Here is a 26,672-nt window from a genome sequence, read left to right on the forward strand (position 1 = left end):
CGGGCAGGTTCGGACTTGCGCTTGAAGAGGTCCAGAACGCCCAAGATCAGGACTCCACCTTCTCGCGCCGTTCGATTTCAGCGAAGATCGGCTGGCAAATGTTGGTAAACATGATCGTCGAGACGGCTTCAAAGCTACCGGCGCAGTCATATTCAAAGCCATCAGGCGGTGGCGCGAGCCAATCCGGCGCGCTTCCGTGCCTGCCATTGATTGCCCAATGTCCACTGAAATCGAGTTCGCCGTCGACGCGAAGCTGTCCGATCTGGAAAACCCACTTGTCGGTGCCCACTGCAAGCGCAGCAATGGCATGGTGCAGGCCGCGTTCGACATGCTTGCCGTCAGCGTAGCTTTCCCGTGACTCGCTACGCATCTGAGAGTCGAACTTGGCCAATGCTTCGGCTGCGAAGCCGTTGTCGAGGGCGGCAAGCAGCATCCTGGCGCGATAGATTTCCTCTTGCGGGAACAGCAGCGCACCTTTCTTGCCGTAGATGTCAGGAACGGCGGTAAGGATGTTGCGTCCCGCAAGGCCCTTGAGTTGGTTGAAAACCTTCTCTTCGGCGCGCTTCTCTGACGTAGCGATGATGTTCGCCATGTCCCGTAGGGTGATCGTGTTCATGGTCTCGGTCTCCTTTATCTTGCCTACCTTCTACATCGGAATTGACGATTCTGCAAGATCAAAGATTCCACTGGAATTATTGATTCTGCTATGGCATAAAGGCGCCACAGACGTTGATGACCATCGAATCGGGGCGGGTGCGCTCGCCCCGATTCACAGAAGGATTTGCGCGCCGCGGGTTCCTGTTCTCCCTCGCATCCGGTGCGCAGATAGCCGGGATTCCTCTCAGTTCCTTACCCGGCTTGAAGGGCGGCAGGTGTGGGCATTTCACCTGCCGCCCCTTTTTACAGAAGCACATGAAAAGGAACCGAATCCATGCGCCCCCTTACCAAGACCGAATTGCGCGCCACCAGGACGCTTGCCCAGATGCTTATGGAGTCTGGGGTCAACTTCGAAACCGCCGCTGAGATTGTCGGAATGAGGCTGAAATACCTCGGCGCGTTCTCGATCCCGAACGTCGCGCGGGTGTTCCGGGTCGACCCCTAGAAGCACATCTAACGTGAAATTCACGTTCGATTTCAGCTATTTATCACGCGGTATGCTCGATAAATTCTGATTCGGACGCAACAGAGGAGTCCCCAAAATGCACCTGCAAAACACGCCCGCCCAAATGGAAGCTGACCGCCTCATGGTCGAATTCATTTCCAATCCCAACTTCCCCAAGGCGCTTGAGCGGATCAAGCGCGCCGCCGCTGAGAATGACGACGAATTCCTTGCCGACATTCTCTTGCGGTCCTACTTGGGGTCGACGCCCGCTGGGGGCTGAAGTAGCGGGCGCAACACGGGATTGTGTGTTGCGCCATGCTTGATAACAGCGACTGAGACGTTAACTGAACGTTCACGCGCATCGGGCAGGGTGGGTGTCGCAAGCACACCACAAGCCGATTCGAAACGCCAAAAACCTTGTCAAGCCCTTGTGTAGAATCTCAAGGCGTGTCAAGAGAACTTATGTTGCTGCCTGGCGCGTTTTGTGCTTGACAGGTTTGTGGCCCCAAAAGGCCTTGAAGGGAATGAAAGATGACCGGTCAGATGATACTGGCTCAGAACCGCCTCTTCGGGACTGACGGCCTTGATGTGTCCGACATCAAGCTGTTCCCGGGTTCTGAGCGCGATGTTTCGAGCGAACAGTTCGTTTCGGAACTTAATAAGGTTCTTGCCCAGCTTGAAGCTGGCGACTATGACGTTGTGGACGAATAATTTTCACAACCGCAAGGCGCGACTTTGAGCTATAAAGAACTCTACGAATTCGCTCAAACACAAGATACACCAATCTCACGGAAGGTGCTTCTCCCAGAGGTGAAGCGCCTTTCTGGTATTAATGCCATAAGAACGGTGAAGACTGGCGCGGATACTCGTGTTTTTCGCGGACTATGGCTAACGCCTCAGAACCAAGAACATCGTCTTGTTCAGCAGTTGGGCTGCCATATTATTCTGCTTGCCCGTGACCTGAACTATTGCTGGGAACGGTTTGTCTACGTCAAAGAACTGATGCATGTCTTTGATGCTGAAAACGCAAAGACCAGTACACCAGAGCTTTTCCAATCCCTGATCGATGAGTTTGGGGCTGCAAACGAGACGCCTTCCGACCAAATGTTGTCTGAGTTCGCTTCATTCTGGCGTGCCCTAGGTATTCTGTGCCCCGAAAAGCAACGCGAACAGTTTGAGCGCGAGCGGACCGACCTGAAAATTGACGATTATGAAATTGCGCTACGCCTTCGTATCCCACAGCAATACGTCCCGCGCCTATTCGAGCCTAGATATAAAAGTTGGCTCACCCGCCTTACTGCTTGAGTTAGGCGTCAACGCGCCAGCCACGCCGACTTGATGACGGCTGGCGCTTTCTTCGGCGCTGCCGCCGATGCCAGTTCTTCGGCGCGACGATCCATGTTCGCGCCGATCAACTGCCGCGCCGCCCATGCGTAACAGGTCGCGTCCAGCGTCTCAGCCCGCTTGCCCTTGATCCGCTCGAACCGGGCTTGAGGGACGCCCCGCACATAGCGCACCACGCGCCGCTCAGAGGTCAGTTGCTCAAAATAGATCGGTTCCAGGGCTTCCCCGAACCGAACGCCCGCGCCGCGCGCCAGTCGGGTGAAAAGCTGCGATTTCACCGCGTCCGAACCGACAAGCCAAAGCAGTTGCCCTTTGGTGCCAGACTTCTGCAAGAATTGCCGTGAGAACCCCGGAACGCCCTTGATGCTGACCACGCGCCGCCCGTAGCGCGGGCGGGTGAAGCCGTTCACGATCTCAGTGTGTCCCCCGTCCCCGGAGTCGATGCAGGCCGCGTCAATGCGGATTGTGCCGCCCCCCGGATGCTGCCACTTCTCGCGCAAGAGCGTGTCCAGGTCGTGCCAGACGGCTTCCCCGTCAATAGGCCCCCAGAAAATCCGGTGATCGAGGGCGAAAATGTCGCTGCGCCCGTGGCCCATGATGACCACTTCAAGCCGATCATCCTGGCAGTCGACGCCAGCGGTCAGGAACAGCACGTCATCCGGCAGGGTATCAAGGCGGAAGGGTTCGCGCCGCCCGAACAACTCGTGTTCATCAAGGTCATCGCCTTCCGTTTTCCAGGGTTCCCCCAGCACAAGGTTGGTGAAGGTCTGCAAGGTTTCCGGGCTTTTCTTGGCTTCCAGGAATTCGGCTGCCAGCTTGCCCCAGCGCGCGTTGAAGTGTGGGCTGATAAGGGCATTCACCTTGAACCCGGCATGGCCCTTCACCTCGGGCGCAGTTGCGCGCCAGCGCCCCGCCGCGACCATTGCGGGCTTGTCCCGTTCTGCCACGACGCAGCCGTTATTGGGGCAAACCCAATGCGCAGAATCCGGTTCGCCTTCGCGCCACCGAATATCGGCCCATTTGATTTCCGAGAATTCGCCGCAGGACGGGCACGGGCACTCATAAATCCGCTTGTCCGACTTGTCATAAAGCCGGGTTGCCGGGCCATAGTCGAAAACCGGAGTCGATCCCGCGATGATCTTCCGATCTCGAAAGGTCATCGTGCGCATGGTCGCCAGTTCTATCGGGTCGCCTTCCTGAGACACTTCGAAGCCGTCGATTTCATCGAGGATCAGGATTTTCGCCGTGTGCCGCCGCAGATTGCGCGGGCTTTTCGCAGCCAAGAATTTCAGGCTGCCCCCGGCAAAGCGCCGATTCAACATGGTGCTGCGCCCGGTTTCATCGGCTTCATCGGACAGAAGCCCGCGAAGGCTGGGGGACGCTTCAAACACCTGTTCCAAGTCGACGGCATAGTCGCGGGCATCGTCGGCAGTCGGTTGAACCGCCAAGATCGGCGCGGGCGCATTGGCAACATGACTGGCGATGATCCCGGACAGAAGGGCGGTGTAGCCGATCCGCGCCGATTTCAGCACCGTCACGCGCTCAATCTCCGGATCATCGAGGGCATCGCAAATGCCGCGCTGATAGGCCCATAGCTTCATCTTGCCTGGCAGGGCGGAAGCCGTCTGGGGCAGGAAGATGTTCCGTTCGATCCACTCGGCAAGCGGCAGATCGGCAGGGGGTCGCAGGGCTTGCAGCGCGCGGCTGCGGATTATTTCAATTCCCATTTGCCAGCCCTTCCAGTGCAGCTTTGATTTCAGAGTCGATCTCGGCAACGTCATGCGCGGTCAGGTGCGCCAGCTTCGATCCGACGCGCGACGGCACGGCCAGCATGGTCGACCGAACGTCCCGCAGCACGTTCGCCCATTCCCGTTCTACGTCAGCACTTCTGACCAATTCGCCGCGCGCCGCAGCATTGGCAAGTTCCAACTTGTCGGCCTGTTGCCGCGCCAGCCGCAGCTTTTCGGCTTTCAGGTCGTCGGGAACCTGGCCCCCACCTTTCACCGCGCCATCACGCAGCCGGGAAAGGTAGTTCGCGAGGGACGCCCGCACATCGAACCGGCCCCGCCCGGCCTTCACCATGACACCTTCACGGTGAAGGGTGCGAATGCGGCTTGTGACGATCCCAAGGAAGGCGGCAAGTTCCGCCTCGGTCATGGTGCCGGGAATAGGGATGCCGGAATCGAGGTCCAAAAGATCATCTAGACTGGTTTCAGATTGGGTCAGCATGGTTTACCTGTGGCCTCACGAATCAAATTTTGTTGTCAAGAGCGTTTTTTCGGGGGTCGGAGTCCCCGCGGGTGCCACCCCTAGGGAAGAACCTATGATCGGTTGCAGCCCATCTTGTGTGGTCCAAGTGGTCCAAGCGTCGGTCCAAGCCAAACGCCTCGTAACCCATTGGAATCGTTGCGTGGTCCAAGTGGTCCAAGTGGTCCAGGTGGGTTTCACTTGGCTGGCGCGCCCCCGCGCTGCCACCTGCCCATTCTGCACGTCGCCACTTGCCACGGGGCATACCGTCCAGAGCAAATCGGAATCCACTTGGACCACTTGGACCACTTGGACCGGCATTGATTTCATTGGGCTTTTTCGGTTCATCCGCTTGGACCACTACGGGGACCACTTGGACCACCTGCAAGGCAAATGAGCTGCACTCAATCTGCGAAGATGGAACAGGGCCGATCATTGATCCCACTCCATTTCCCCGCCGATGAATTCGGCAAATGCCGCACGGCACTCTGCCAAAGGCGGCAGAACGTATTGCCGTTCCCTGCCACCTGAAACCCGCGCCCGATGATCCTTCAACCCGCTGCACAGGATGCGCAGCCGCTTGCTGAAATCCTCACTCGATGCCACGTTGCCGTGCCAGCGTTTCCGCGAAAGCCAATCCTCATAGTTGCGCCGCAGCATGGCGCGGGAAACGGTGATTGCCTCGCCTTCCCAATCGGTGCGGTCTTCGCTGAATTCATCGGTCGACAGGGTGCCTTCGCTCAGGCGGTCATGCCACCAGGCTTCCACGTTGCGCAGCCCCTCAAGTTTCTGCCGCGTCAGTGCCGCCGTCTCGGGCGGGTTGCGCACATCGAAGCCGCCCAGATCGAAGGATTGCAGGAAGTGCAGCAGCGCGCCCGCGCCGCCGTTCGCCTGTTCCTTCCAGATCGCCCCGAAATAGGCAGTGTCCTTCGCATGGGCTGGCGACACGTCCAGCACGAAAAACCGCCGCTCGCCCGGTGTCGCTGGCACAACCCATTCCGCGTTGGACGTAATCAGCAACCGCCCGAAATGGTCGATCTTGTAAGGGTCAATGCCCTTCCGCTCGACTTCGAGGGTCTGGCAGGTGATGAGGTTTTTCAGGACGCCTTCCGCCGCATGGTTCCCGGCCCAATAGCCTTCCTCAAGGTGGATCAGGATTGCCGTTTCCATGTGCGCATTGAAGCGCCCGGTGAGGTGTTCCGGCTGAGACAGGGTGACGTGGTGGCGCGGGAACAGCGCCCCGAGATAATGACCCACGGTATCCTTGCCAGCGCCTTTCGCGCCGCGCAGCACAACCGCAGTGCCCGGCTTTTGGTCGGGATGCTGCACAAGATGCGCCATCCAGCCCAAGAGCCATTGGAATTCCCGTTCGCTGCCATCGCAGATCATGTCCCGCACATGGGCAAGAAAGAGACCGCAGCTTGCGTCCGGGTTCGGCTGCACTGCCCATCCGCGCCAGACGTTATAGGCCCCGGCTGGCGTCTCTTTCGGGTTGAAGACAAGCCCGCCCGCAAAGGTGCGGCGCGACGGGTGACGCATCCAGGCTGAGGTGACAGGTTCGGTGCGCTTTTCGCCCGGCACTTTCACGCGGTTGTTTGCGTTCAACTTATGGAGTTCCTCGGGCGCAAATATGTCATAGTCGCTGCCCTTTTCGCGGATGATCCGAAACTTGCCCCCGATCATCACGGCGGCATGATTCCGGTTCAAAGCGGTGACAGGGTTGCGCTGGCCCGTCTCGGGCGGCGCATCATCAAAATCGTCCATATCGCTCAGCAGATTCGACAGGTCTTCGCCCGCGTTTCGATCCCAAGCGCGTTGCACCTGGCGGGCATCCTTAGCCCATTCGGCAAGCAAGGCGTCTTTCGCCAGTTCGGCCTTGAAGGCGTCCAGGTCCAGCCCAGCGCGGCGGCACTCGCCCGCGATGCGGAAAGCGCGGCCCGAACGGGATTCATCCTTGGGCGCGGCTGCCGGTTCTTCGCCCTTGAAGCGCGGCCCTGCATCGGTGATGAGCCATTCCAGCGCCGCCCGGTCAACCGTCTCGATAGTCGCGGGCGCGGAGTCGAGGCGCTGCCCGGTCACGGTGAAATAGCGGTTGCCCAGATGCAAGGCGATTTCATGGTGACTGCCTCGTGAGAACGACTTGCCCCATTTCGTGCCCATGATCGCCCGCAACGGTTCCAGATCGGCGGCGCGGTAGGCAAAGAAGACCTTGGCCCCGGTGCCGCTCGGGCTGACTTCCGCATAGGATGCGAACCGCGCCAGCACTTCCGCTGCCCACGGTTCCAGGTCGCCAAGCAACCCAAGGCAGCTATCGAGGTCAATCCCGCCCAAGCAAAGATCGCCCGCGCCGCCAAGGAACAGGCCCACGCCCTTGAGGCGTTCCGCTGGCAGATCGGCAGCAACTGCGTCAGCCCGCGTCCGGGTCAACCAAGTGGCAGGATCATTCGCCCGCGCCATGCGCTGAGGCGACGAATAGGGAACCTTGGTCCAGCTTTCGCCCCGGCGTTCTTCGCGCCAAGCGCACCACTGAGGCGCGGCGTCCAGCGCAGCCCACGCTTGAAAATGAGGGCTGATTTTGCTATCTTGTGCGAAGGCGATTTTCTGAGCCGCCGTAGTTTCAACGCCGCTTCCGGTGCCAGCCGGGGCGGCGTTTTCTGTTTCAGGTGGCGTCAGCCCCAGCAAATCGCTGAGGTCGGTCGAAAAGTCTTTCATGCAGTGCCTCGGGGTTTGACAGACTAGAAAAAAAGCCTGAAAAAACAGCGAGACGTTTCGGGGCGGTTTGACAGATCAAGCGGCGAAAATCGCTAGATTTCCTCACTCCCTCCGGGCCCACCAGAACCTAGCGGGGGTGCCATGCAACCGGATCGGGTGGGCGACGTTTCCTTCTGGTATGCCGATATCGGCCTTCCCGCCCGCCGCCCCGCCCTGCCCGGCGATGCCGAGGCGGATGTCTGCATCATCGGCGCCGGCTATACCGGCCTCTGGTCGGCCTGGTATCTGAAACAGGCCGATCCTTCGCTGCGCATCATCGTGCTTGAGAAAGAGTTTGCCGGTTTCGGCGCCTCGGGGCGCAACGGCGGCTGGCTGACGGGCGGCTTTGCCTGGAACCACGCCCGTTATGCCGAAACCGGCGGCACCGATGGCGTGCGGGCCATGGTCGCCGCCATGAACGGCACCGTGGATGAGGTGATCCGGGTGGCCGAGGCCGAGGGGATCGACGCCGACATCCGCCGCACCGATGAGCTGATGGTCGCGGTCAACCCCGCGCAGGCGGTGCGCCTGTCCGAGGAAGTGGCCCACCGCCGCCGCTGGGGCGAGGAAGACCGCGTGTTCGAGATCGGCGCCGGGGAAACCCGGGCGCGCCTGAACATTCCGGGCGCGGTCAGCGCCATGGTGGTGACCAATGTCGCCCGCGTGCAGCCCGCGAAACTGGTGCGCGGGCTGGCCGAGGCGGTGGAACGCGCCGGCGTCCGCCTGTTCGAAGGCACCACCGTCACCGCCCTGCATCCGGGCCGGGTGGAAACCGATCACGGCATTGTCCGCGCCCGCGCCATCCTGCGCTGCACCGAGGGCTTCACCGCCGGCCTGCCGGGGCTGCGGCGGGACTGGCTGCCGCTGAATTCGGCCCAGATCGCGACCGAACCGCTGCCGCCCGAGGTCTGGGCAGAAATCGGCTGGGACGGGCATGAGATCGTTGGCGATTTCGCCAATGCCTATTGCTACTGCCAGCGCACCCGCGAAGGCCGCATCACCGTTGGCGGCCGGGGCGTGCCCTATCGCTTCGGCTCTTCGCTGGACAGCAACGGCGCCCCCGACGCCGAAACGATCCGGCGGCTGGTGGCGATCCTGCATCGGCATTTTCCGATCACGCGGCAGTTCCGCATTGCCCATGCCTGGTGCGGGGTGCTGGGGGTGCCGCGCGACTGGTGCGCCACCACAGGCTTTGACCGCGCCACCGGCATCGGCTGGGCGGGCGGCTATGTCGGCGTTGGCGTCTCGACCTCGAACCTGGCGGGGCGCACGCTGGCCGATCTGGTGCTGGACCGGCAAACCGACCTGACCCGCCTGCCCTGGGTCAACCGCAAGACCAGGGTATGGGAGCCGGAACCGCTGCGCTGGCTGGGGGTCCATGGCATGTATGCGCTGCTGAATGCCGCCGACCGGGCCGAGGCGCGACCGGGTGTCACCGCGCCCTCGTGGCTGGCTGGACTGGGCAACCGCCTGACGGGGCACTGAGTCCGGCTAAAGCCGCCCCTCGCCCGCCGCGCCCATCGGATCGCGCAGCGCCTGCAAGCGCAGCGCTGCATGGCGGGCAAAGGCCTGCGTCATGGCCTTGCGCCGCGCGCCGGCCAGCGGCGTTTCCGGCGCCATCCGCAGGATTTCGGCGTCATAGGCGTCTGCCAGAATCAGCCCGGTGCCTTCGGGCAGCAGATCGGCCGGGAAATCGGCATCCACCGCCCAGAAGAAACGGTCGCAATAGTCCAGATAGCCCTGCCACTTGCGGTCGGTGCGGAAATCGTCGCGGCAGGATTTGCACTCGACCACCCAAAGCTCTCCCTTCGGCCCCAGGGCCATGATGTCCACGCGCAGGCCAGTGGCCAGAACCATTTCCTCGACACAGGCAAAGCCCAGGGCCCGCAGGCCTCGCGCCACTCCGCGTTGCAGCCTTTGCCCCGGCAGGGCGGGAAGAAGATCGGTCGCGCTGTCCATGACGAAAAGATGAACTAAAGGTGAACATCTGTCCAGCCCCGCCGGGCCGACGTTGACGCCGCTTGCGCCATGCCCCCCTGCGCCCTACATCTTGCGGTGGCGGGTGCTGCTCTTCGCGTGTTGGGGTCCATTTTCCAGTGGCCGATAAGCAAGCGAACGGGGGCTGGCTCTGCCGGGGTCCTGGCCTCGGTATCTGGCGCCCACCTGAGACCTCTGGCTCTCGGGAAAACCACGACCACCCACGGTTGCTGCGGGCCCGCCACCCTAGCCGACAGAACATGAAAAAGGGGCGGATTGCTCCGCCCCGAGGTGCTCATTGCATCCGTGAAGGCTGTTCTCAGAAGCCGAAGACGACCGAGATACCCAGCTTGTTATCGGTCTTGATCGCCCGGCTGTCGTTGTATTCCGACAGGTAGCTCATCCGGGTCGAGATCGCGTCGGTGATCTTGAAGTTCACACCGAAGTCGTTGTTGGCCCGCAGCGCCGAATCCGAATTCAGGATGTCGGTGTCGTTGGTCAGGAACACGTTGTCGTTGATCTTGTAGAAGAAGCGCGACGACACGATGCCGGCCCCTTCGGTTTCCGAACGCCCATCGCCGTATTCCAGGTAGCTCACACCGATACCGGCCTGAACGCGCCAGGCCATGTCGGGGGTGTTCACGATGCGGTAGCCCGGACCGAAGCCAAGGAAGCCGTCATGCTTGACCTTGTCGGCCAGCGTGACGCCATCGGCCAGTTCGGTCGCGGTCAGCTCGTCCGCCATGCCGTCCGACTGGATACGACCCAGAACGAAGCCATAGACGTGATCGGTGAAGTAGTAGTTCACGTCATAGATCGCGAACACGTCCTTCTTGGTCGCGCTGCCATCCGTTTCCGAATAGTCCAGCGCGGCGCCAATGGTCTGCACCAGCGGACCGGCCCCGTGACGGATGCGCAGGCCCAGCAACAGGTCTTGCGATTCGTTGTTGCCGGTTTTGCCCGAGTAGCCCAGCGAGGCGCTGCCGCTCAGACCCTGACGGGATTCCGGGCTGCCGAAGCGGGCGGCGTCTTCCGCGCGGGCCATGTCATCGGCCACATCGCGTTCAATGTCATCAATGCGGTCATCCAGGTTCGAGATCCCGACCAGATCGCTTTGCGCGAAGGCGGGAACGGCCAGCGAGACGGCCAGGATCGAAGCGGTTGCCAGAAGCGAAACGTTTTTCATCGCAACTCCTATTCACAGCTGCTGCCAGTCGGATCATCCGTCTGGCTTGCATGGAGCTGATCTAATCGCTTGCGGCGGGAACGGAACATTTGGCAAACTTGAGACATCGTCCAGAATTACTCGTGGCACATGGCCTTGATTTTCCGTCAAATTTCACCCGAGGCCGTGCTGACGCAAAAGGAAAGGGCCGGAAACGCCTGATTTCCGGCCCTTTCTCGCGATTGCAGAAAACAGCCTCAGATCATGTCCAGCAGCTCGGCTGTGTCCTCTTCGGCCTGCGCCACGACCTCGGCCAGTGTCCCTTGTGCAACATCCAGCAAGTCCCCGCCGATGTCTTCACGCCAGATCGACCATGCGGAATGGGCAAAGACCGGCGCGTCGGACACAAGATGCAGGCGTCCCTGATCGACATACCGCTTGGCATAGCGTGCCGGCAGGTAGGCTGCGAAGGGGCGCGAACGGATGAACTGTGCCGTGACGGACCCCAGCGCCAGCACCAGACGGCAATCGTGCAACTGCGGCAACGCCTCTTCATGCGCCCGCATGAACTCGGTCCCCCAGTCGGCCAGGGCATAACGCCCGGCCAGTTCGCCGATGCTCGCGCCTTCCCAAGGGGCAACCATCACCAGTTGTTCCTCCATCAGCGGTTCGGTGCGCAGGCCGGCCCGCACCACCGGCGCATAAGACAAGGCCACCTGCACCGTCCCGCTCAGCACCATCTGGGCCAGCGCGTCGGGTTGGCCCATTTCGGCACGCAGCGACAGGTCGGGCCGTGCCAGGCGCAGCCGGTCAAACCAGCGAAAGCCGAAACGCGGCCACAAGGTTGCCTGCGCGCCGACCGCGAACGAGGCGCTTGCCTCTTCGGCGGCACTGACGCGCTGGCGGGCCTGTTCCCAGTTGCGCAGGATGGTCAGCGCAAAACTGCGGAATTCGCGCCCCGCCGCGGTCAGCGTGACGCCATCCTTCGAGCGGAGGAACAGCGGGCGCCCCATCTGCTCTTCCAGACGCTGGATGCGCAGACTGACAGCGGATTGCGTGACAAAAAGCCGTTCCGATGCGGCGGCGAAAGACCCGGAAGCAGCCACTTCGACAAAGCTGCGGATCAGTTGAAGTTCCATTCGGACACCATTCAATCAGGACAGTCCGCCGAAATACGACAGGCGGCGTCAAACGGCCATGCCAGATCAGGGGCCATGGACCGGCAGCCGCCGACCCGCCGCGTATCAGGTCACGAACGGCAATAAATCGCTACAGAGATGTCGAGAACTGTGATCAGGCCGAGAAACGGCCCGGGGTTCAGCGCCGCTTGGCGGCGGCCTTCGCCGGGGCCGGGACCACAACACGCACCGGAACCGGCGCCACATGCTGACGCAGCCCCCCCTTCGGCCCGTCGTCGCTTTCGGCCATCATCATCACCCGCAGGGCAAACTGCACGCCGGCAAAGATGATCCCGTTGAACACGATCAACATGACCAGGGCGACAAGGCCCATGTCCGACCCAAGGATCAGCCGGCCCACCCCCATGACATCCTGCCAGACCAGAACGCCGGCAAAGGCGGCGGCAAGACCAAAGCCGATCGCGACGGACTGGATGTAAAGACGGATCAGCTTGGGCATCGGGACGACTCCGCACAGGTTACACAGAAGCTAGGCGCGGCTTTCGCCGCTGTGAAGCCCTCACAGCGCGGTCACGACGAAAAACACACGAAAAACGCCGAAATCCGGGGACAGCGCAGAAAAACCATGCAAGACTGACCCCGTATTTTGCCATTGCCCCGATATTGCCTCCTTTATTTCATGACTCTCTGGCGCATGTTGACCACCGACGGCCCCGCAATCCTTTTCCGCGAAGCGCCACCCACGCCGGAGTTGCGGCTTTTCGCACTGGTTCTGGCGCTTGGCATCGGCCTGATCCTTCCGGCCATATTCGTTGTGAACGTCACGCGGGAAACACCCGTTTCCCATCTGTTGCTGGTGGGCGGGATCGTGGTCGCCACCGTCAGTCTGGGCGGGTTCTTCCTGCGGCTGGCCCTTGTGGGCGTGGCAGAGCTGCGGCTTGATCCGCAGACCGGCCTTGCCACCCGCATCCTGCGCGGCCCGCTGGGGCATCGCTGCGACCACTTTCCACTGTCCGCGCTTGCCCCGCCCGAAGTGTTCGTCCGCCCGTCCGAGGATGGCGATGTCCCGATCCTGCGGCTGCGCCTGCCGAACGGCCGTCCGCTGGACGCCGCCTGCTATCATTCACTGGCCGAGGCCGAGGCGTGGCGCGACCGTATCCGGCGGCTTCTGCCGGCCTAGGCAGGCGTCAGACCGGCAACCCGCCGCGCCAGACTGGCGACATCCGCACTCAGGGCCAGGGCTTCCATGTCGTCCAGCGCAACCCAACGCGCCGCAAGCGCATCGTCCGCCGCCACCGGCTCGCCCGACTGCCAGTCGCAGATCACGGCCACCAGCGCGAACTGCCGCCGCAAGCGGCCGTCCGGATCGTGGTCAAAGGCATCCAGCGCATCGAACACCCGAAGGGCGCGGGCCACGACGCCGGTTTCTTCCAGCAACTCGCGCTCGGCCGCGGCCAGCAGCGTTTCGCCCAGATCCACCTTGCCGCCCGGAAAGCCCCACAGACCTGCATCCGGCGGGTTTGCGCGTTGCACCAGCAGGGCCTGGCCATCACGGATCACCACCGCCAGCACGGCAAGGATGGGACGCGGATCGGCGGGCGGCGTGGCAGTCGGCATCGGCAGTCTCCGGTGCGGAAAAGGGGCAGTGCCCGATACCATTGCCACCCGCCAGCGCCAAGCCTGACAGCCCGTCTGCCTGCGCCCTTGCGGGCGACCGGCCCCATGCTACCTTTCGATCATGGCCGCCGACCTGTTGACCCTGACGCTCCAGGGGCTTTACTGCCCGGACGGGGATTTCCACATCGACCCCTGGCGCCCGGTTTCCCGCGCCCTGGTGACCCACGGCCATTCCGACCACGCCCGCCCCGGCATGGCGGCCTATCTGACCACCCCGCAGGCCCTGCCGGTGATCCGCCATCGGCTTGGTCCGATCACCGCCCAGACCCTGCCCTATGGCCAGCCCCTGCCGATCAACGGGGTTACCGTGTCGTTCCACCCGGCCGGACATGTTCCCGGCTCGGCCCAGATCCGGGTGGAACACCGGGGCGAGGTCTGGGTTGTCTCGGGCGACTACAAGACAGAACCCGACGGTCTGGCCGAACCGTTCGCGCCGGTCGCCTGCCATGTTTTCATCACCGAATGTACCTTCGGCCTGCCCGTGTTCCGCTGGCGCCCGCAGATGGAAACCGTGGGCGACATCGCCCGCTGGTGGGCGGCCAATGCGGCCGCCGGCAGGACCTCGCTGCTGGCGGCCTACAGTTTTGGCAAGGCGCAGCGCCTGCTGGCCGCGCTGCCGCCACTGGGGCCGATCTTGACCCATGGCGCGGTCGAGGAGGTGAACCAGATCCTGCGTGCCCAGGGCTATGCCCTGCCGCCGACGACCCGCGTCACCCCGGACATCACCGGCAAGACCCATCCCGGCGCGCTGGTGCTGGCGCCGCCCTCGGCGCTGGCCACGACCTGGACCCGCCGGTTCGAGCCGGCCGAGGAAGCCATGGCCTCGGGCTGGATGGCGGTGCGCGGCATCCGCCGCCGCCGTGGCCTGGGCACCGGCTTTGCCCTGTCGGACCATGCCGACTGGGACGGGCTGCTTGCTGCCGTCCGCGCCACCGGGGCCGGTCGCGTTCGTGCCACCCATGGCTATACCGAACCCTTCGCCCGTGCCTTGCGCGACCTTGGCCTGCAGGCCGACACGCTGCAGACCGAATTCTTGGGCGACGATGCAACGGGGGACGGGGCATGAAGGCCTTTGCCGCCCTGTTCGCCGCCCTGGACGGCACATCGTCAACGGCGGCCAAGACGGCGGCACTGGCCGACTACTTCCGCACGGCCCCGGAAGCGGATCGGGTCTGGACCATCGCGCTGTTGTCCGGGCGGCGGCCGCGGCGGGCGGCAAGCTCCCCCGAATTGCGCCTCTGGGCGGCCGAGGCGGCGGGGGTGGCGGACTGGCTGTTCGAGGAAAGCTATGCCGTGGTCGGCGATCTGGCCGAGACCATCGCCCTGATCCTGCCGCCGCCCACAACCGCCGCCGCCCCTCCCGCGCTTTCGCTGGCGATGTCCGGGCTGATCGCGCTGACCGGCCAACCGGCCGAAGCGCGGCGCACGGCCATCCTGTCGGCCTGGGCCACGCTGCCGGCGACCGAGCGGTTCCTTTACACCAAACTTCTGACCGGGGGGTTCCGCATGGGGGTCAGCCAGGGGCTGATGACCCGCGCGCTGGCACAGGCGACCGGGCGCCCCGAGGCCGAGATCGCCCATGCGCTGATGGGCGATTGGGAACCCGCCCGCACCAGCTTTGCCGCGCTGGTGGAACGGGCGGCAGACGGGCCGGACAGCCGGCCCTATCCCTTTGCGCTGGCTTCGGCGCTGGACGGCGGCCCGGACGGGTTGGGGGCCCCTTCGGACTGGTGCGCAGAATGGAAATGGGACGGCATCCGCGGCCAGCTTGTGGTGCGGCCCGGTGTGCTGGCCCTGTGGAGCCGGGGCGAGGATCTGTTGACCGACCGCTTCCCGGAATTCGCCCCGCTGGCGGATTTCCTGCCCGCGGGCAGCGTGATCGACGGCGAGATTCTGGCCTGGGACAGCGCCGCAGGCCGGCCGCTGCCCTTTGCCGCCCTGCAACGGCGGATCGGCCGCAAGACCGTGCCGAAATCGGTGCTGCGCGAGGCGCCGGCGCGGCTGCTGGCCTATGACCTTCTGGAAGCGGATGGCGTAGATCTGCGCGCCCTGCCCTTTGCCACCCGCCGCGCCCGGCTTGAGGCACTGCTGGCCGCCCTGCCGGCAACGCTGCCGCTTGCACCCTCGCCACTGATCGACTTTGCCGGTTGGCCGGATCTGGCAGCCCTGCGCGCCGGCGCCCGCGACCACCACGCCGAGGGGCTGATGCTGAAACGCGCGGCCAGCCCCTATACCGGGGGGCGCCGGCGAGGCGACTGGTGGAAATGGAAACTGGACCCCTACAGCGTGGACGCGGTGATGGTCTATGCTCAGGCCGGCCACGGGCGGCGGGCGAACCTTTACACCGATTTCACCTTTGCCGTCCGCGATGGCGAGGCGCTGGTGCCCTTTGCCAAGGCCTATTCCGGGCTGAGCGATGCCGAGTTTGCCGAGATCACCGCCTGGGTGCAGCGGCACACGCTGGAACGCTTCGGGCCGGTGCGGCGGGTGCCGCCGGACCTGGTGTTCGAGATCGCCTTCGAGGGCATCCAGGCCAGCCCCCGCCACAAGAGCGGCATCGCGCTGCGGTTTCCGCGCATGGCGCGGTGGCGGCGGGACAAGCCGGTGGACGAGATCGACACCATCGAGACGCTGCGCGCCTTGCTGGCGGCGGGGGGCCGTCTGCCCCCCGCACCCCCCGAGGATATTTGAAGACAGAAAATGTCGGGCAGGGTTGAAGCGGCGGGGGGCACGGGCCTAGATGGCGGGTAACGCCGATCAAAGGATTTCCGCGATGACCCTTCCCCTGTCCCGCCCTGTCTTCGATGCCAATGCCTCTGGCGGGGGCTTCGGGAAGCTGCCCGAATGGGATCTGACCGATCTTTACAAGGCACCCGACGCACCGGAATTCGCCGCCGACATGGGGTGGCTGGGGAAGGCCTGCGCCGCGTTCGCGGCAACCTATGAAGGCAAGCTGGCCGGGCTGGATGCGGCGGGGCTGCTGAAGGCGGTGCAGGATTATGAGCAGATCGACGTGACCGCCGGGCGGATCATGTCCTATGCCGGGCTGCGCTACTACCAGAACACCATGGACAGCGAGCGGGCAAAGTTCATGGCCGATGCCGAGGGGCGCGTGACCGATGCCACCACGGCGCTGGTGTTCTGGAGCCTTGAGTTCAACCGGCTTGACGATGCCCATCTGGCGCGGCTCCTGGCGGCGAATGGCGATCTTGCGCGCTACAAGCCGGTGTTCGACCGGCTACGGGCGATGCGGCCGCACCAGTTGTCGGATGAGCTGGAGCGGTTCCTGCATGACGAAAGCGTGGTCGGCGCCAGCGCCTGGAACAAGCTGTTCGACGAAACCATGGCCGGGCTGATGTTCGCGGTCGAGGGGGAAGAGGAAGAGCTGAACCTTGAGGCCACGCTGAACCTGCTGACCGACACCGACCGCGCCCGGCGCGAGGCGGCGGCGCGGGCGCTGGCCGCGGTCTTTGACCGCAACATCAAGCTGTTCGCGCGCGTCCACAATACACTGGCGAAGGAAAAGGAAATCCACGACCGCTGGCGCAAGATGCCCAGCCCGCAATACGGCCGCCACCTGTCGAACCATGTGGAACCGGAAGTGGTCGAGGCGCTGCGCAATGCCGTGGTCGCGGCCTATCCGAAACTGTCGCACCGCTACTACCGGCTGAAGGCGAAATGGATGGGGCTGGACCGGCTTCAGGTCTGGGACCGCAACGCGCCGCTGCCCATCGAGACGCCGAAGACGGTGGACTGGGCCACCGCCGAAAAGACGGTGACCGAGGCCTATGCAGCCTTCGATCCGCGCATGGCGGAACTGGCGCAGCCGTTCTTCCGCAAGGGCTGGATCGACGCGGGCGTGAAGCCGGGCAAGGCGCCGGGGGCCTTTGCGCACCCGACGGTCACCACGGTGCACCCCTATGTGATGCTGAATTACCTGGGCAAGCCGCGCGATGTGATGACACTGGCGCATGAGCTGGGCCATGGCGTGCATCAGGTGCTGGCGGCGGGTCAGGGCGAACTGCTGTCGGCCACGCCGCTGACCCTGGCCGAGACGGCCAGCGTGTTCGGCGAGATGCTGACCTTCCGCAAGTTGCTGAACGAAGCGAAGACCCCGGCCGAGAAGAAGACGCTGCTGGCCGGCAAGGTCGAGGACATGATCAATACGGTCGTGCGCCAGATCGCCTTCTACGATTTCGAATGCAAGCTGCACGCAGCGCGGGCCGAGGGCGAGTTGACCCCCGACGACATCAACGCCCTGTGGATGAGCGTGCAGGCGCAGTCCCTTGGCGATGCGTTCGACTTCATGGACGGGTATGAAACCTTCTGGGCCTATATCCCGCATTTCGTACATTCGCCGTTCTACGTCTATGCCTATGCCTTTGGCGACGGGCTGGTGAACGCGCTGTATGCGGCCTACGAATCCGGCCTGCCGGGGTTCCAGGACAAGTATTTCGAGATGCTCAAGGCGGGCGGGTCCAAGCACCACAAGGAATTGCTGGCCCCCTTCGGGCTGGACCTGTCGGACCCGTCGTTCTGGGACAAGGGCCTGAACATGATCGCCGGCTTCATCGACGAGCTGGAAGCGCTGGAGTGATCCGTCTGGTCGCCCTGTCCGCCGCCGAAAGGCGGCGGGTGGCGCATCTGCGGCCCGCACCGGGGCAAGAAACCTTTGTCCGCGACGGGGCTTATGCCGCAGCGGAGACCGACCCCCTGCTGGACCTCTATGCCATCGAGAAGGACGGCGCGGTGGTCGGCATGTTCAAGCTGGACCGCGGTTATGCCGACGCACCGCGCCATGACTTTGCCCGCGCGGGCGATCTGGGGCTGCGCGGGGTTCTGGTCGATCCCGCCCATCAGGGGCGCGGCATCGGCCGCGCGATGCTGGCCGCCCTGCCCGATCTGGTGCGCGCATCCTATCCCGGCTTCCGCCGGTTGGTGCTGACGGTCAATCTGCGCAATACCCGGGCACGGGCGGCCTATCTCAAGGCCGGGTGGCGCGATGAAGGCGGGATTTATCATGGTGGCGACAGGGGGCAGCAGCATATCCTGTTCCTGCCGCTGGATGTCTGACGTTACGTCGCGATTTGCCTCGCCTGCCGGGCGCCGTTAGCCTGCCCGCCGGATCAGGGAGGATCGCATGGGCTGGAAACGCAAGTTTGCCATCGGCGCGGGTGTGGTTGTCGTCGCCGGGGCGGCGGGGTTCTTCGGCCTTGCGCCCGGCATGGCTGAACGGGGGCAGAACGCCACCCTGCCCGGCGCACCGGCCCCGTCCGAGGCGGCGCTGGCGCTGCACAAGCGGCTGGTGATCGGCGACTGGCATTCCGACGCGCTGCTGTGGGACCGCGACCTGCGGCAAAGGTCGGACCGGGGCCATGTCGATCTGCCCCGCCTGCGCGATGGGAATGTGGCGCTGCAGGTGTTCACCACCGTCACCAAAAGCCCCAAGGGCCAGAATTACGAACACAATTCGGCTGACGCGGGGGACAACATCACCCTGCTCTTCATCGCGCAGGCCCGCCCGCTGCGAAGCTGGTTCGATCTGTCCGAACGCGCGCTGGTGCAGGCCGAGGCGCTGACGGCCACCGCCGAGGCCGCGCCCGAGGAGTTGCGGGTGATCCTGACCAAGGGCGATCTGGCCCGGCTGCTGGCCGACCGGGCCGCGGGGGCCACGGTGGTGGGGGGCCTGTTGGGGGCGGAAGGCGCCCATGCGCTGGCAGGCCGCATCGAGAATCTGGACAGGATGCGGGCGGCCGGATTCCGCCTGATCGGGCTGACGCATTTCTTCGACAACGAACTGGGCGGGTCGCTGCATGGCGAGGCCGGGGCGGAAGGCGCCGGGCTGACGCCCTTTGGCCGCGAGGTGGTGGATTACCTGATCGCGCATCAGATGGTGATCGACCTCGCCCATGCCTCGCCCGCGATGGCGCGCGAGGTGCTGGCGCTTCCCGACGCGCGGCCGATCGTCAGCCACACCGGCATCCGGTCGCATTGCGAAAGCCCCCGGAACTTTGCCGATGACATCCTGCAGGGGGTGGCGGCCAGCGGCGGGCTGGTCGGCATCGGCTATTGGGAAGAGGTGACCTGCGGCAAGACGGTCGATGCCATCGCCGACAGCATCGCCGCCGCCGTAGCCCTGCTGGGCGAGGATCATGTCTCGCTCGGGTCCGATTTCGACGGGGCCGTGACCACGCCGCTGGACTCGGGCCAGTTGGCCAGCCTGACCGATGCGCTGCTGCGCAAGGGCATGACCGAGGCGACCATCGCCAAGATCATGGGCGGCAACATGATGCGCTATCTGGCCGAAACGCTGCCCGACTAGGCTCAGATCAGGTTTGCCCGGCGCGCGGCCAGATCGGCCATGCGGGCCAGCATCAGCACCTCGGCCTCATCGGCGGAATTTGCCACGGCATCGGCCCCGGTCGCCGCCAGCAGGTCGGGAACCGTCCGGGTTATATCGCCACCGATCATCACCCAGACGCTGGGCAACTGCGCGCGCAACGCCACCACTGTCCGCGCCAGAGGCAGGGCAAGATCGGTCATCGTGCCGGCCAGCGCCACGGTGGCGGGGGCCATCGCCTCAAGCCGTTCCACCAGCGAGGCGCGGTCATAGCCAACCAGAAGCTCGATGTTCCAGCCCCGGCGGCGCAGGTCGTCGGCGGTCATCGTCATGCCGATGGTGTGACATTCGTCAGGACACAGCGCGAACACCGCGCTTTGGCCGGGCACCTGATCGGTGACGCGGACAAAGGCTTCGCGCAGGTCGCGCATGATGCCCCAGACACGGGTTGACGCGCGCACCACATCGGTCAGGACGATTTCGTCATTCGCCCAGGCGGTGCCGATCACCTTGACCGCCCCCGCCACCAGCCCGTGATACAGGTCATCGGGCGACAGGCCCCGCAGACGGCTGTCGCGCACAAGCCCGGCTGCCACCCCCTCATCGGGCAACAGCAGGGCCTGCGCCAGATCCTCGATCTCGGCCGGCGAAACCCGGGCCCTGGCCGAACGGCTTTCGCGGGCCTGCTCGGCAACGCGATGGATCACTTCGGCGGCGATGGCCGCCGTCGTTCTTTCGTCACCACCGAAAAAGGGCGTTTGCCGCGCGGTTCCATCGCCCCCGCTGCTTGTCGTGCAAGACGTTACTTCGGCCACGGCTGACCTCTTACCCTGCAAAGGCATGTCACAATGCGGAACGGAAGCGACGGACAGAGGCCCCCGGTTCCGCGGTCCTTGCGTGGTTCTACGATTTCAGACGGCAAAGTCCACTGCGACATCGAATACCCGATCCATCATGGCCTGTGTTCCCCGGCTGAACTCAAGCGGGCAGTCATAGGGCACGCCTTCGCGAACCGAACGACCGAAGGCTTCAACCTGAAGTTTATACTGGTTCAGGCCGGGAAAGCGATCCGTGATGACACGGTTGCCCTGAACATGCAGCTCGACCCTGGCCATATCGTTGATGTTGGCGTTGAACGGCCCGCCTTCAACACGGACCATGCCCTTGGTGCCCTGCACGGTGACAACCTGCCGGTTGTAGGCCCGCATCGAGGTTGTCGACGCATAGGTGAACCCTGCCCCAAGGGCCGCATTGGCGGGCTTCATGGTGCCGAAGACATGGGCGAAGCTGTCGATGCCATTGTCGCGGATCAGCCGGGATTCGATCCGGTCGGGTTCCGCGCCGGCGGCAAAGCGGACCGATCCGAAGGTATAGACCCCGATGTCGCGCAGCGACCCGCCCGCCGCTTCGGGGCGGTTGCGGATATTGTCCATGTCGGTCAGGCGGAAGCTGAACTGCGCATCGGCATGGACGATCTCGCCGATCTCACCCGCCTGAATCCAGTCGCGTGCGCGCTGCCATTGCGGGTGGTGGACAATCATGTAGGCCTCGGCCACCAGAAGACCCGCCCGGTCGCGCGCCGCGATCAACTGGTCAATCTCCGCCGCCCGCAGTGCGACGGGTTTTTCGGTCAGCACATGCTTGCCGGCGGCGATGGCCTTCAGCGTCCATTCGACATGCAGATGGTTGGGCAGCGGGATGTAAACGGCGTCGATCGCCGGGTCCGCCAGCAGCGCGTCATAACTGTCATGCCGCCGCAACCCCGGGCAGAAGGCCTGAAACCCCTCGGCCTTGGCCAGGTCCGATGTGGCCAGGGCCACCAGCTCGGCGCCTTCCGCAGCATGGATGGCCGGCGCCATATGCTGGCGGGCAAACCGCGCCGCGCCCAGAATGCCCCAACGGACGGTATTCATCGCTGTCTCCCCCTCAGGTAGAGGAGGAACCTAGGACGTGTCGCCGCGACGGGCAAGCCTGCGTCGTCAGGTCGCCTTGCGGCCGGTCAGGCCAATGGCCAGCGACAGGATCGCCCCCAGATAGACCAGCGACAGCGCCAGGAGCGTGACCCATGGGTAGGTGATCAGGGCCGCGATCACCGCAACGGCCCCGACCAGCGCGAACGGCGCCAGCGAGGCGGCGATGGTCACCCGCTTGAGGCTGGGGGTGCGGACGCGGCTGATCATCAGCGCGCCGATGCCCACCATCCAGGCCGCAACGGCAAGGGCCGGCAGGTGAAACGCGGTGACATGCGACAGGTAGATCGGCAGCAGCACCAGCATGGCGCCCGCGGGCGACGGCACGCCGATGAAGACGGTGCGTTCGGCCGGTTCGGCCTTGCGGCTGCCGACGTTGAACCGCGCCAGCCGCAGCATACAGCAGACCGCATAGACCAGCACGGCGATCCAGCCCATGTTGACCTCGGTCCGCAGGCCCCAAAGATACAGGACCAGCCCCGGCACCACGCCGAAATTCACGAAATCGCACAGCGAATCCAGTTCCGCCCCGATGGCGCTTTCGCTTTTCAGCATCCGCGCAAGCCGCCCGTCCAGCCCGTCCAGCGCCGCCGCAAGGGCGATCAGGAACACGGCAAGGCTGATATAGCCGGTGACGGCAAACCGGATTGCCGTCAGGCCCGAACACAGGGCCAGAATCGAGATCAGGTTCGGCAGCAGCTTGAGGATCAGAAGCTGCTGGTCGTCACGCTCTTCGGGGGCGATGTCGTCCATCGGCTATTCCATCCGGGCGGCGCGGGCGGGCGGCTGCGCGCCCAGCGAGGCGATCACGGTTTCGCCGGCCACCATGGTCTGGCCAAGCGCAACCTGCAACTCGATCCCGTCAGGCAGATAGACATCCAGCCGGCTGCCGAACCGGATCAGGCCGAAGCGTTCGCCGGTGCGCAGGGACTGGCCGGGTTTCGTCCAGCAGACAATGCGGCGGGCCACTAGGCCGGCGATCTGCACCACGGCGATCTTGCGACCATCGGCCATCTCGATGGCCAGCGCGTTGCGTTCGTTATCCGCCGATGCCTTGTCAAGCGAAGCGTTCAGGAACAGGCCGGGCCGGTAGGCCACCGCCGTCACCTTGCCGGCAATGGGGGCGCGGTTCACATGGCAGTTGAACACCGACATAAAGACGCTGACCCGCATTAGCGGGGCCGGACCAAGGCCCAGCTCTTCGGGCGGCACGGCGGGGCCGATCAGGCTGACCACCCCGTCGGCGGGGCTGACCAGCAGACCCGCGTTCTGCGGCACCGCGCGCTTGGGGTCGCGGAAGAAATAGTAGCACCAGACCGTCAGCCCAAGGCCGATCCAGCCCAGCGGATCCCAGATCCAGAACAGCACCAGCGTTGCCGCCGCAAAGGCGGCCACAAACTTGTAGCCTTCCGGGTGCATCGGTTTGAGAAAGGTGTCGGTCATCTTCATGGCGCGTTCCCCCTGCCCCGGCCTCTATCGGCTGCGGGGCGGGCGGGCAATTCAAAAAGGCGGGATGCGGCTGCGCGCCACGCGGCGTCATCCCGGAAAAGGCCAGATTACAGGCAAACCGATCAAGCTGGGCAGGTGGCGCGGTGTGGCGGTGCGGATCGCCCCACCGCCACACCTGAACCCGAAGGCGCGGCCGTCAGGCCGGCACGACCATGCCCTTGCCGCGGGCCAGTTCGCGCATCTTGGCCTGCAGCTTTTCAAAGGCACGCACCTCGATCTGGCGGATACGCTCACGGCTGACACCGTAGCTTTCCGACAGCTCTTCCAGCGTCACCGGCTCATCCGCCAGGCGGCGCTGCATCAGCACGTCCTTTTCGCGGTCGTTCAGCACCGACATGGCCTGCGCCAGCAGCTCGCGGCGGATGTCGAGTTCATCCTTTTCGGCATAGGCGCCGGCCTGATCGCTGTCTTCGTCCTCAAGCCAGTCCTGCCATTGCGTGGCGCCTTCGCCATCGCTGCCGACCGTGGCGTTCAGCGAGGCATCGCCGCCCGACAGGCGGCGGTTCATCTCGATCACCTCGGTCTCGGTAACGCTGAGATCCTTGGCGATCTGGGCCACGTTTTCCGGGCGCAGGTCGCCTTCTTCCAGCGCGCCCAACTTGGCCTTGGCCTTGCGCAGGTTGAAGAACAGCTTTTTCTGCGCGCTGGTGGTGCCCATCTTCACAAGGGACCACGACCGAAGGATGTACTCCTGAATGGCGGCGCGGATCCACCACATCGCATAGGTGGCCAGACGGAAGCCGCGTTCGGGGTCGAAGCGCTTGACCGCCTGCATCAGGCCGACGTTGGCCTCGGAAATCACCTCGGCCTGCGGCAGGCCATAGCCGCGATAGCCCATGGCGATCTTGGCTGCCAGACGCAGGTGGCTGGTCACCAGCCGGTGCGCGGCCTGCGGGTCCTGGCGTTCTGCCCAGGCCTTGGCCAGCATGTATTCTTCTTCCGGCTCCAGCAGCGGAAACTTGCGGATTTCCTGCATGTAGCGGTTCAGCCCCTGCTCGGGACTGGGTGCCGGTAGGTTTGCATAGGTGCTCATTCTGCCCCCCTTTCTTGGTCCCGGTGCCATCAGCCCCCGGGATCGGATCGCGTAACCTAGGGCCCGGAGTCCCCCGTTTCAATACGGCATGGCCCGGAACCCTTGGTCAAAGATGCGCCCTTGGCCGCCAGGGGCCAAGGGCTGTGACACATCTCTCACGCGATTGTCAGAATACCTGATCGTTTCTATCGGATCAGATTGCCACCCGTTCGCCCAGTTCAACCACCCGGTCGCGCGGCAGGTGGTAGAAATCGGTCGGGTCGGCAGCAAAGCGCGACAGGACGACATAGAAGCGGTCCATCAGCAGTTCGAACCCCTTGCCGGTGGCCACGGCGCGGCGGCGGCCCAGGAAGAAGGTCGAGGTCATCACGTCGAACTTCAGGCCGGCCTTGCGGGCGTGGCCCATGGCGCGGCTGACATTCGGCGTTTCCATGAAGCCAAAGCGCAGCGTCACCCGCAGGAAGGGGCCACCCAGATGTTCGACGCTGGCCCGCTCTTCCGCCGTGGCATAGGGCACGCGCAGGGTTTCCACCGTCAGGAACACGGTCTGGTCATGCAGAACCCGGTTGTGCTTGAGATTGTGCAGCAGGGCCGAGGGCACGATGTCCGGGTCGCCCGTCAGGAAGAAGGCCGTGCCCGGAATCACGTTGACCGACGATCCGCGCATCGCACGGACGAAGCTGGACACCGGCACCGCCAGCTTGTGAATCCGCGCCTTTACCAGTTGCACCCCGCGCCACCAGGCCCACATCACCAGCCCGACCGCCAGCGCCGCAAGCAGGGGCACATAGCCGCCGTCCAGGATCTTGGTCAGGTTCGAGGCCAGGAAGACCCATTCGATCACCGCCACCGGCGCCGCCAGCAGCATTGCCACCGGCGCGGAAAGCCGGCCCGAGCGGATCAGGTACAGCACCCCCAGCACGGTGGTCAGCACCATGGTGCCGGTCACGGCAATGCCATAGGCCGAGGCCAGCGCGCCCGAGGACTGGAACGCCAGCACCAGCCACAGCACGCCGCCCAGAAGCAGCCAGTTGACCGCCCCGATGTATATCTGGCCGCTTTGACCTTCGGCCGTGTGAACAATGCGCAAGCGGGGCAGAAAGCCAAGCTGTGCCGCGCCCCGCGCCATCGAGAACGCGCCAGAGATCACCGCCTGGCTGGCAATGACGGTGGCCGCCGTGGCCAGCCCCACCAGGAAGGGCAGCAGCGAGGACGAGGCCATTGCGAAGAACGAGTTTTCGGCGCTTTCGGGATGGGCCAGCACCAGCGCCCCCTGCCCCAGATAGTTCAGCACCAGCGCCGGCAGCACCAGCGCGAACCAGGCCGCCATGATGGGCTTGCGCCCGAAATGGCCCAGGTCGGCATAAAGCGCCTCGCCCCCGGTGACCGCCAGAAAGATCGCCCCCAGCACCACGAAGGCCACGCCGGTGTGGTTGATCAGGAACTGCGCGCCCCAGATCGGGCTGAAGGCCGAAACCACCCAGGGCGTTTCGGTCATGTGCCACAGCCCAAGGCCCGCCAGCACCAGAAACCAGACGGCCGTCACCGGCCCGAACAGCCGCGCCACGCTGGCGGTGCCCCGGCGCTGGCCGAAGAACAGCGCGACCAGAATTCCCATGGTGATGGGCAGTATATAGCTTTCCAGCGCCGGCAGGACGAGATCCATCCCCTCGACCGCGGACAGGACCGAGATTGCCGGCGTGATCGCGGCATCGCCCGCAAACAGCGCAGCCCCCGCAATGGCCAGCATCAGGATCGGAATCGACCGCTTGCCGGTGGCCAGCCGCACCAGCGTGTAAAGCGCCAGAATCCCGCCTTCGCCACGGTTGTCAGCCCGCAACAGGACAAACACATATTTCACGGTGACGATCAGGATCAGCGTCCAGATCAGCAGCGACAGGATGCCCAGCACCTCGGGCGGGCCGGGCTGGGCCACGCCGGTGGCTTTCAGCGCCTCGCGGAAGGCGTAGATCGGGGACGTGCCGATATCGCCATAAACCACACCGATGGCGCCGATGGTCAGGGCGGTGAAGCCTTGTCGCCCGGCTTCGTCCTCATGAATGTCGGACTGCGTGTCGCCCTCTGACCGAAGGTAATCGGCGATGTCGAGGGCTTCTTCGTCAAACAGCGGCAAGGACGGCTGGTCCGCAAGACGGACGGGATCGTGGATCATGGATGACCACCAAGAGCAGAGATTGAGGGGGGGATTGAGCGGTTTTCCGGCCCGAAGGCTGCGGTCGTTCAGGCGCCTGTCACCCGTTCGACAAAGGCTTCTCGGTCCGGTTATGCCCCTGGGGCAGCAGGGGCGAGCGGTAACTCCGACTCCATGACCGGCGAGGCCGGCGCGCCCTCATATTAGGATTTTCACGCTCAGGTTACAAGATGTGGCATCGGCGTGATCGCAAGGACGTTGCGGCA

The 26,672-nt window shown here is 64.5% G+C and carries 26 protein-coding genes; 11 read left to right on the plus strand and 15 right to left on the minus strand.

Going from position 1 to position 26,672, the window contains the following annotated elements:
• Positions 1-46: 46 nt before the first annotated feature.
• The gene (locus B6K69_RS05035; RefSeq protein WP_108643007.1) at positions 47-616 is read right to left on the minus strand and encodes a hypothetical protein; all 570 of its coding nucleotides are present in this window, start codon (positions 614-616) and stop codon (positions 47-49) included.
• A 315-nt stretch (positions 617-931) separates the two neighbouring features.
• Between B6K69_RS05035 and B6K69_RS18120 the strand changes: the two genes are divergently transcribed.
• From B6K69_RS18120 to B6K69_RS17990, 4 genes are all read left to right on the plus strand, one after another.
• Positions 932-1,102 carry a hypothetical protein gene (locus B6K69_RS18120; RefSeq protein ID WP_164681884.1) on the plus strand — a complete coding sequence of 57 codons (171 nt, stop codon included), beginning with the start codon at positions 932-934 and terminating at the stop codon, positions 1,100-1,102.
• 97 nt (positions 1,103-1,199) lie between these two features.
• Positions 1,200-1,382 carry a hypothetical protein gene (locus B6K69_RS05040; RefSeq protein ID WP_108643008.1) on the plus strand — a complete coding sequence of 61 codons (183 nt, stop codon included), beginning with the start codon at positions 1,200-1,202 and terminating at the stop codon, positions 1,380-1,382.
• Positions 1,383-1,633: 251 nt separating this feature from the next.
• Complete coding sequence (locus B6K69_RS05045) at positions 1,634-1,813, plus strand: hypothetical protein (protein WP_108643009.1); 180 nt, start codon at positions 1,634-1,636, stop codon at positions 1,811-1,813.
• A 24-nt stretch (positions 1,814-1,837) separates the two neighbouring features.
• Positions 1,838-2,407, plus strand: a complete 570-nt coding sequence (locus B6K69_RS17990; RefSeq protein ID WP_123876534.1) for a hypothetical protein — start codon at positions 1,838-1,840, stop codon at positions 2,405-2,407.
• Positions 2,408-2,415: 8 nt separating this feature from the next.
• Here the strand turns inward: B6K69_RS17990 and B6K69_RS05055 are convergent, their stop codons facing one another.
• From B6K69_RS05055 to B6K69_RS05065, 3 genes are all read right to left on the minus strand, one after another.
• The gene (locus B6K69_RS05055) at positions 2,416-4,173 is read right to left on the minus strand and encodes a phage terminase large subunit family protein (protein WP_108643011.1); all 1,758 of its coding nucleotides are present in this window, start codon (positions 4,171-4,173) and stop codon (positions 2,416-2,418) included.
• Positions 4,163-4,675: a hypothetical protein gene (locus tag B6K69_RS05060; protein WP_123876535.1), complete on the minus strand. Its 513-nt coding sequence runs from the start codon at positions 4,673-4,675 to the stop codon at positions 4,163-4,165. The genes B6K69_RS05055 and B6K69_RS05060 overlap by 11 nt, the downstream gene beginning before the upstream one ends.
• Before the next feature lie 450 nt (positions 4,676-5,125).
• Positions 5,126-7,375 carry a DUF5906 domain-containing protein gene (locus B6K69_RS05065; protein WP_123876536.1) on the minus strand — a complete coding sequence of 750 codons (2,250 nt, stop codon included), beginning with the start codon at positions 7,373-7,375 and terminating at the stop codon, positions 5,126-5,128.
• A gap of 171 nt (positions 7,376-7,546) precedes the next feature.
• Between B6K69_RS05065 and B6K69_RS05070 the strand changes: the two genes are divergently transcribed.
• Positions 7,547-8,929 carry an NAD(P)/FAD-dependent oxidoreductase gene (locus B6K69_RS05070; RefSeq protein ID WP_108643014.1) on the plus strand — a complete coding sequence of 461 codons (1,383 nt, stop codon included), beginning with the start codon at positions 7,547-7,549 and terminating at the stop codon, positions 8,927-8,929.
• A 6-nt stretch (positions 8,930-8,935) separates the two neighbouring features.
• On the opposite strand, the gene B6K69_RS05075 is transcribed toward B6K69_RS05070, so the two are convergent.
• The 4 genes from B6K69_RS05075 to B6K69_RS05090 all read right to left on the minus strand — a co-directional run bounded on the left by B6K69_RS05075 (position 8,936) and on the right by B6K69_RS05090 (position 12,224).
• On the minus strand, positions 8,936-9,403 hold the full coding sequence (locus B6K69_RS05075; protein WP_108643015.1) for an MmcB family DNA repair protein: 468 nt from the start codon (positions 9,401-9,403) through the stop codon (positions 8,936-8,938).
• A 337-nt stretch (positions 9,404-9,740) separates the two neighbouring features.
• Positions 9,741-10,607 carry a DUF481 domain-containing protein gene (locus B6K69_RS05080; RefSeq protein WP_107673424.1) on the minus strand — a complete coding sequence of 289 codons (867 nt, stop codon included), beginning with the start codon at positions 10,605-10,607 and terminating at the stop codon, positions 9,741-9,743.
• A gap of 236 nt (positions 10,608-10,843) precedes the next feature.
• Positions 10,844-11,725, minus strand: coding sequence for a LysR family transcriptional regulator (locus tag B6K69_RS05085; protein WP_107673423.1), 882 nt, complete (start codon positions 11,723-11,725; stop codon positions 10,844-10,846).
• 178 nt (positions 11,726-11,903) lie between these two features.
• Positions 11,904-12,224 carry a hypothetical protein gene (locus tag B6K69_RS05090; RefSeq protein ID WP_108643016.1) on the minus strand — a complete coding sequence of 107 codons (321 nt, stop codon included), beginning with the start codon at positions 12,222-12,224 and terminating at the stop codon, positions 11,904-11,906.
• A gap of 195 nt (positions 12,225-12,419) precedes the next feature.
• On the opposite strand from B6K69_RS05090, the gene B6K69_RS05095 reads away from it, so the two are divergent.
• Positions 12,420-12,905 (plus strand): hypothetical protein, encoded by a 486-nt coding sequence (locus B6K69_RS05095; RefSeq protein ID WP_108643017.1) that lies wholly within the window; start codon positions 12,420-12,422, stop codon positions 12,903-12,905.
• Here the strand turns inward: B6K69_RS05095 and B6K69_RS05100 are convergent.
• Complete coding sequence (locus tag B6K69_RS05100) at positions 12,902-13,342, minus strand: NUDIX hydrolase (RefSeq protein ID WP_108643018.1); 441 nt, start codon at positions 13,340-13,342, stop codon at positions 12,902-12,904. The genes B6K69_RS05095 and B6K69_RS05100 overlap by 4 nt on opposite strands.
• 121 nt (positions 13,343-13,463) lie before the next feature.
• Between B6K69_RS05100 and B6K69_RS05105 the strand changes: the two genes are divergently transcribed.
• The 5 genes from B6K69_RS05105 (at position 13,464) to B6K69_RS05125 (ending at position 19,724) form a co-directional block, all read left to right on the plus strand.
• Positions 13,464-14,468 carry a ligase-associated DNA damage response exonuclease gene (locus tag B6K69_RS05105; protein WP_108643019.1) on the plus strand — a complete coding sequence of 335 codons (1,005 nt, stop codon included), beginning with the start codon at positions 13,464-13,466 and terminating at the stop codon, positions 14,466-14,468.
• Positions 14,465-16,093 (plus strand): ATP-dependent DNA ligase, encoded by a 1,629-nt coding sequence (locus B6K69_RS05110; RefSeq protein WP_108643020.1) that lies wholly within the window; start codon positions 14,465-14,467, stop codon positions 16,091-16,093. The genes B6K69_RS05105 and B6K69_RS05110 overlap by 4 nt, the downstream gene beginning before the upstream one ends.
• 82 nt (positions 16,094-16,175) lie before the next feature.
• Complete coding sequence (locus tag B6K69_RS05115; protein WP_108643021.1) at positions 16,176-17,999, plus strand: M3 family oligoendopeptidase; 1,824 nt, start codon at positions 16,176-16,178, stop codon at positions 17,997-17,999.
• Positions 17,996-18,475, plus strand: a complete 480-nt coding sequence (locus B6K69_RS05120) for a GNAT family N-acetyltransferase (protein ID WP_164681885.1) — start codon at positions 17,996-17,998, stop codon at positions 18,473-18,475. Before B6K69_RS05115 ends, B6K69_RS05120 begins: the two co-directional genes overlap by 4 nt.
• 67 nt (positions 18,476-18,542) lie before the next feature.
• Positions 18,543-19,724, plus strand: a complete 1,182-nt coding sequence (locus tag B6K69_RS05125; protein ID WP_108643023.1) for a dipeptidase — start codon at positions 18,543-18,545, stop codon at positions 19,722-19,724.
• A gap of 2 nt (positions 19,725-19,726) precedes the next feature.
• Here B6K69_RS05125 and B6K69_RS05130 read toward each other — a convergent pair whose 3' ends face one another.
• From B6K69_RS05130 to B6K69_RS05155, 6 genes are all read right to left on the minus strand, one after another.
• Complete coding sequence (locus B6K69_RS05130; protein ID WP_164681886.1) at positions 19,727-20,557, minus strand: cobalamin B12-binding domain-containing protein; 831 nt, start codon at positions 20,555-20,557, stop codon at positions 19,727-19,729.
• Between the two features lie 96 nt (positions 20,558-20,653).
• Positions 20,654-21,655, minus strand: a complete 1,002-nt coding sequence (locus B6K69_RS05135) for a Gfo/Idh/MocA family protein (RefSeq protein WP_108643025.1) — start codon at positions 21,653-21,655, stop codon at positions 20,654-20,656.
• Between the two features lie 66 nt (positions 21,656-21,721).
• Entirely contained in the window at positions 21,722-22,465 is a 744-nt protein-coding gene (pssA, locus tag B6K69_RS05140; protein WP_108643026.1) for a CDP-diacylglycerol--serine O-phosphatidyltransferase, read from the minus strand.
• Positions 22,466-22,468: 3 nt separating this feature from the next.
• A complete protein-coding gene (locus B6K69_RS05145) occupies positions 22,469-23,161 on the minus strand; it encodes a phosphatidylserine decarboxylase (RefSeq protein WP_108643027.1) in 693 nt (230 codons plus the stop codon).
• Between the two features lie 196 nt (positions 23,162-23,357).
• Positions 23,358-24,254: an RNA polymerase sigma factor RpoH gene (rpoH, locus tag B6K69_RS05150; RefSeq protein ID WP_107673412.1), complete on the minus strand. Its 897-nt coding sequence runs from the start codon at positions 24,252-24,254 to the stop codon at positions 23,358-23,360.
• A 193-nt stretch (positions 24,255-24,447) separates the two neighbouring features.
• Complete coding sequence (locus B6K69_RS05155; protein WP_108643028.1) at positions 24,448-26,427, minus strand: potassium transporter Kup; 1,980 nt, start codon at positions 26,425-26,427, stop codon at positions 24,448-24,450.
• Positions 26,428-26,672 lie beyond the last annotated feature (245 nt).

Origin of the sequence: Pseudogemmobacter blasticus (genome assembly GCF_003071405.1) — a bacterium.
Taxonomy (GTDB): domain Bacteria; phylum Pseudomonadota; class Alphaproteobacteria; order Rhodobacterales; family Rhodobacteraceae; genus Pseudogemmobacter; species Pseudogemmobacter blasticus.